This is a genomic window from Methylocucumis oryzae (assembly GCF_000963695.1).
Lineage (GTDB): Bacteria > Pseudomonadota > Gammaproteobacteria > Methylococcales > Methylomonadaceae > Methylovulum > Methylovulum oryzae.
Genome location: NZ_LAJX01000242.1, coordinates 1 through 5,959 on the forward strand (window position 1 = coordinate 1; position 5,959 = coordinate 5,959).

7 protein-coding genes are annotated in these 5,959 nt (G+C 41.5%); all 7 read right to left on the reverse strand.

The window, feature by feature from the left end:
- Window positions 1–154: 154 nt before the first annotated feature.
- The 7 genes from VZ94_RS18755 to VZ94_RS31160 all read right to left on the reverse strand — a co-directional run bounded on the left by VZ94_RS18755 (window position 155) and on the right by VZ94_RS31160 (window position 5,770).
- Window positions 155–523, reverse strand: coding sequence for a response regulator (locus VZ94_RS18755; protein ID WP_052700737.1), 369 nt, complete (start codon window positions 521–523; stop codon window positions 155–157).
- The gene (locus VZ94_RS23690; RefSeq protein WP_052700738.1) at window positions 513–854 is read right to left on the reverse strand and encodes a sensor histidine kinase; all 342 of its coding nucleotides are present in this window, start codon (window positions 852–854) and stop codon (window positions 513–515) included. The genes VZ94_RS18755 and VZ94_RS23690 overlap by 11 nt, the downstream gene beginning before the upstream one ends.
- A complete protein-coding gene (locus tag VZ94_RS23695; protein ID WP_052700739.1) occupies window positions 835–1,566 on the reverse strand; it encodes a sensor histidine kinase in 732 nt (243 codons plus the stop codon). Before VZ94_RS23695 ends, VZ94_RS23690 begins: the two co-directional genes overlap by 20 nt.
- Before the next feature lie 53 nt (window positions 1,567–1,619).
- Window positions 1,620–3,761 (reverse strand): PAS domain S-box protein, encoded by a 2,142-nt coding sequence (locus VZ94_RS18765; protein ID WP_131655640.1) that lies wholly within the window; start codon window positions 3,759–3,761, stop codon window positions 1,620–1,622.
- A gap of 232 nt (window positions 3,762–3,993) precedes the next feature.
- Window positions 3,994–4,269, reverse strand: a complete 276-nt coding sequence (locus VZ94_RS18770; RefSeq protein ID WP_239650080.1) for a hypothetical protein — start codon at window positions 4,267–4,269, stop codon at window positions 3,994–3,996.
- Window positions 4,270–4,464: 195 nt separating this feature from the next.
- Complete coding sequence (locus VZ94_RS18775) at window positions 4,465–5,493, reverse strand: flavin-containing monooxygenase (RefSeq protein WP_204369211.1); 1,029 nt, start codon at window positions 5,491–5,493, stop codon at window positions 4,465–4,467.
- Window positions 5,468–5,770 carry a hypothetical protein gene (locus VZ94_RS31160; protein ID WP_204369212.1) on the reverse strand — a complete coding sequence of 101 codons (303 nt, stop codon included), beginning with the start codon at window positions 5,768–5,770 and terminating at the stop codon, window positions 5,468–5,470. The genes VZ94_RS18775 and VZ94_RS31160 overlap by 26 nt, the downstream gene beginning before the upstream one ends.
- Window positions 5,771–5,959: the final 189 nt, after the last annotated feature.

Genomic DNA, 5,959 nt, shown 5'->3' on the forward strand with positions numbered 1-5,959 from the left:
GAGCTTCCATTTTTTCAAGCATGTCCCAAAACTCTTCCGCTGGAATTCCCGTGAAAGCACGGACTAATGCAGGATGTTTGCGTAACATCGACTCGGTGAACATCACTATCTCCAAATTTTATTAGGATACTATTGCACCATACACCCATTTTGCTTATTGTGCATAAACTCTAATATAGCCGGCAATATGTTGGTGATATGCAGCGGTTTTATCTTCATCTGCTTTTGACGTGGTCAAAATAAAAACTATTGAGTCTTCTAGCAACGGGTCGTTACGGATTGCTCTGAGCATTTCTAGGCCACCCATTCTCGGCATGTTTAGGTCTAATAAAATCAGGTAAGGGCGTTTTACTATCGCTGAATCGCGCAACAAGGCTAAACCTTCCTCGCCGTTATGTGCGTGAATTAACGGATTCAGAATTTTTAGTTTTTTAAAAGCACGTTTGACAGCCATCACATCGACCTCGTCGTCATCAACCAGCAAAATGCTAATTTCGTGATAATGAGCCGGTTCAGTAGACATTAAGCAACTCCTGTTGTGTAAAGTTAGATGGCCAAGTAAAGCGAAACGTACAGCCGTGACACCCATCCGATTCTAGTGTTATTGTTCCACCTAAATTGGTGACGGATTTTTTTACAATGGCTAAGCCTATGCCGCTACCTTCAACTTCATCACGTGGTTTTAAGGTTTGAAACATTTCAAATACGCGTTGTTGATGTTCGGGCGCAATGCCTGGGCCATCATCTTGTACGGTAAACTCGTACTGATTATTGAGTAATTGACAGTTAATGCTAATCACACCTTCGGGTTTATGATGGTGCTTAATCGCGTTGTTAATAAGATTGCGAAACACTAGTTCTAGCGGTACTTTTTTCTGTAATAAAAATAGGTAGGTCATCTGCTAAGCGTAATTGCATTGTTGAAGAATGTGCCGTTAAATCGAAAATATTTTCGATCAGTTCACGCACATCTACCATTTCTGGTGCTTGGTCGATACGGCCCACCCTGGAATAGGTTAGTAAATCATCTAATAGCATTTCCATTCGATTAATACGGCTGCGCATCAGCTTTAAATGTGTTTGGGTATCTGTATCGAGATTATCGCCTAAGTCTTCGGTTATCCATGTGGCTAATTGGTCAATACCACGTAAAGGCGATTTGAGATCATGCGAGGCAATATAGGTAAAGCTATTTAGCTCAGCATTGCTGCGTTTTAACTCGTTTAATAATTTAAGTGTCTGCTGTTCTGCGCGTTTACGTTCGGTGATGTCCCAATTAGTTCCCACTATCCACTCGGGTTCGCCAGAATTATCTAAGCGCAAATTATCTACCGATTCGATAACACGTATGCCACCATCATTGTGCCGTTGAATACTGAATTGTCTACATTCTCTATTTTTTTTCGTGAGTAGCATTTCATTTATTATTTCTTCTTGTTGCTCTATTTCGTGGGCTAACACGGCATTACGCCAGTCTTGATAAGTCACTTGGCCCTCAGCGGTAGGGGATACGCCATAGATACTAAACATTTGCTCATCCCAATGTACCGCACCAGTTTTTAACATTCCATTCGTAAATACCAATTTTAGTCGCTTCAATCGCAAGCGTTGCTCTTTCTCTACTTTCTGCTAACTGTTTTTTCCATGGCTTTGCGCTCGGTAATGTCGCGCCACGCACCTAATAATGCGTCTTGACCATGAAAAGGGGTGCGTGAAACGGTGACTTCTACCCAAAAATCACTATTGTCTAGGCGGCGATGCACCCATTCAAAGCAGGTGTAGCCTTGGTTATATGCACGCATAATGTGCTCAAACCCTGCCACATCAGAGCGACTACCATCAGGTTGATTAGGCGGTGAAATATTGATGACTGACTTACCAATAATGTCTTTGCGAGTTCCTCTCATCATGGTTTCTAACGCGCGGTTACAATCGAGGATACAACCATCTTCAAAAGCCACGACTAGATAAGCATCAGGCGAATCGGTGAATAAGACTTCATATTGCTCTTTTAGTCGGTTAATTTCGTTTTCAGCACGCCTTTGCTCAGTAATATCCTTGGAATACCCCACTGTGCCAGCAATTTCGCCATCAATGATTAAGGGGGCTTTCCAAGTTTCTATCCAGTAGCGCTCACCTGTTTCTGTGACGAACTCCTCTTGTACATGCTTAGATTGTTGAGTTTCGATAACAGTCCGGTCATCGGCAACATATTTTTCAGCAAGATCGTGCGGGAAAAAATCGAAGTCGGTTTTGCCTTCTAGGTCTTTAGTGCTGTTGACTTTTGCGACTCTCGCATAGTGCAGATTAGCCGTTAATAGTCGGCTATCAGTATCTTTCAGCCAAACGAAAAACGGGAAATTGTCTAGTAGCACTCGCTGATATTGTTCGCGTCGGTGTAACTCAGCTTCCATATTCTTCCGCTCGGTAATATTGCGTGATGAGGCATATAGATAAGTTTTTCCACCTAATTCAATAGCTTTAGCATTAATTTCAGCATCAAAAACCGAGCCGTCTTTACGACGGTGTTTAGTCTCAAAGGTAGTAGGATTGGTTAAAATTTCTGCGATAGTGGAGAGCTGCAGATTTTTGGGAATCATGGCATCCCAATCAGATACATTTAAACACGCCGTTTCTTCTAAAGAATAACCGAGCATACGGGCAAAGGCATGACTAAATTCAATGACATTGCCTTTAGTATCAAGGACGTGGATACCATCGCTTGCGGTTTCTAGCAAGGTTTGTAATCTATCGGTAGCATCATGTAGCGCCGTAATATCAAAAAAAGTGACCCAATCTACGTGTTGATAGTCGTTTTGTAAGCTGACCGCTTCTATTTGCACTATGCAAATAGTGCCATTTTTACAGGTTATTCGCGCTTCTAAGGCTTCAAAAGGAGCACCGAGCTGGTTGCGGGTTAGTCGCTTAGTCCATTCTTCGCGTACCCAGTCACGATAAGACGGATCGGGATAAGCAAGAGACCACCAGTCATTTAAGCTTTGTATATCTGCTAAGGTATAACCAAAGCGCCGAGTAAACGCTGGATTAATATAAAGAATACGTCCCCTACTATGTAACGCCTTAGGTACCGAGGAAGCATCAAAAATAGCGCGAATTTGACTTTTTTGTTGTTCTAATTGGACAGTTGCAAGTGACTGTTCAGCAATTGCTTGATGAACGCGGCGTAATAATCGTCTATGAATGCCTGTCATCACGAAGATAACCGCAAATGTTTCTATGACTAATCCTATTTTGTGAAGAATGTCGGCATGATGATTAGCTTGTTGTGAAAATACATTAACGGCATTATTAATATCAGGCAGTAATTTTCTGTATAAAACAGAAATTTGTTGCGTATCTTTTTGTGCAATAGCATCGAGAAATTGGTTGATTCTAGGCGCAATAGGGTTGTTACCGGAAAGATATAAATAATGGATGCTCACGTCATGAGCCAAGTCCTCTTGACTAGACATGAGTTCGGTAAATTCTGCGCGTAGAGTTTTGATGCTTTCAACTAACTCTGCATTCGATTGTTCGTCTGTCTGGGTACTTAAAAATGCAATACGAGAAACTAACATTCTTTGTCTACCTGCCAGATTAATGAGTTGTGCATCGTGGCGATAGATATGAGTATATTGTTCAGTAACTAAATAATTGGCGAGTAAAATACCTATAAACATCAACGCGATAAGCCAAAAATGTCGATGAATTACTAGCACAATCTCGTTGCTTGTGTATGTCGTCGTAGAGTGTCTAGTCACGTTAAGTCCGCTAGTATCAGTTAAGAGCGCTGTTGTGTTGGCTTAAGTTTAGGTCAGAAATTGTTTTTATACTAAAGTGCAGGTTGTTTTACCAGTACTAAAGTTGAAAAAATTGGATGTTTCTGGCGTTTTTAGTATAAATAACGAAAAACTGGTATTTGCAGGTGGGCATAATGCTGTTCCGTATTTGAAATACGGAACAGGCCTTATTAAAGTATGGTTAGGTGAGTATTCAATGCCATGTTGGATAGCTGTAAATGGCATGACCGTTTGCCTGGTTGGTGTATTCAATAGTTAAAGCCTCTACTTGATGGGGTTTATTATGGGCATAGCTGTAAATAGCAGGGCCATAACCGGTGTTAACATAAATGATTTGCGCATATTTGCTTATTGTGTCAGCAATTGGATTAGGCGCAAACGGTATGGCATGAATTGCTGCTGGATTGCTATAGATTAATGCATTAACAGGTGCTTGCTCGGCGGCGCTTATCACAGCATGAGTAGACAAAGCCCATACGACAATAATATTAATGATGTTTTTATAAGACGTTTTTCATGGCTATTCTCCTTTAGTTGGTTTAACGCCGACTTTGGTTTTCAGCTTAGGTCGGCTTGGTAAACACTATACGAGCAATATCATGATAAATAAAATTGATTGTTTTTATGATATTAATAGATAAAAGCTATGTTAATACATGCTTGCTTAACGCTCATCTAACATATCTTTATAAGCTCTTGCGCATTTAATAAACTTCCAAAAATCGACTTCCCATAAATGCCTATGTGAGTCTATATAATAATCTTGACCTAAATCCGGTGTGTCCTCGCGCTTAGCCTGCAAAAACTTTTGGTAGCCTTTGCTATTGTCGTAATAAGCGCGGATATAGCTGCGGACAAATTGTCCTTGTAGCTTTATGCCATCACCTAGCCCCGCCGAGGCATTGACAAAACCAAAGAAAAATAAATTATCGAAATTTCTTGGCAAGATATGGATAAATAAGTCAGGTATGCCGGATTTCCAGTGCAAATAGTCTGGGTTAATAAATGGAAAATGCCTATCATAGCCAGTGGCATAAACGATTAAATCGACTTCAGCACGCTGACCGTCGATAAAATGCACGGTTTTTTGTTCGAAAGACGCAACATCATCGTGCGCGCGAATATCGCCGTGACCGATATGGTAAAGAATTTGTGAGTTCATAATAGGATGCGCGGCATCTAACGGATAATCTGGTTTTTTTAAACCGTAATCCGTACCATCAAAACCAGCTAATTTAAAGACTTGATGAATATAAGCCATGGTTTCTGCTTTACTAGAAAATTTATTACCTAATTGCAACATCCATTGTGGCGTCGGCTTGCCGCCGATAAACTTGGGATAATAGTAATAACCGCGCCGTGTACTGTGATAGACCTGAGTACCATGATGGACAGCATCAACGGCAATATCGCAGCCTGAATTGCCAGCACCAATCACTAATACGCGTTTGTTTCTGAGCTGGTCTGGGTGTTTGTACTGCATAGAATGCAGGATTTCACCACTAAAATGGCCCGGATAACTGGGGCTTGGAAAACGTGGTACCCGTTGCGCACCATTACATACCGCGACAAAACCATAGCGTTTTTGCTCGCCTGTTGATAACGTAACTAACCAGTCGTGGCCCTCGGGCTCTATTTGCGTGACGGCTGTGTTGAATTGGGCTTTATCATAAAACGCCAAAGGTTTTCGCATAAGCGCGGATATACGCCAGCATTTGCTGATGATTAGGATAGTCGGGATAATCCTCCGGCATAGGAAAATCAGGTATTTGCGTATTAAACTTTGGTGAAATCAAATGCAGCGACGGATACACCCGACCACATTGACCGTCGCCATTCCAAACCCCGCCAAAATCGGCTTCGGTTTCATATAAATCGTAATCTAAGCTGCCTTCATTGAGTTCTTTAGCAAGGCCTATCCCTAATGGCCCACCTCCGATAATGCATACGTTAATCCGACGTTCTGGCATAGTGACTCCTGGCAACAATTAGATGAATAAGGGTTAGTGGCTATACTCTGAACGGTCACATTCGGTATCTTGTGTTGTTGGTGCGCTGTGCGCACCTTTTTCATTGATTTTAATGATGTTATAAAGGTGCGCACAGCGCACCCTACCTATCTAAAAACCGAATGTGACCGTTTGAAGTATATATTGTAG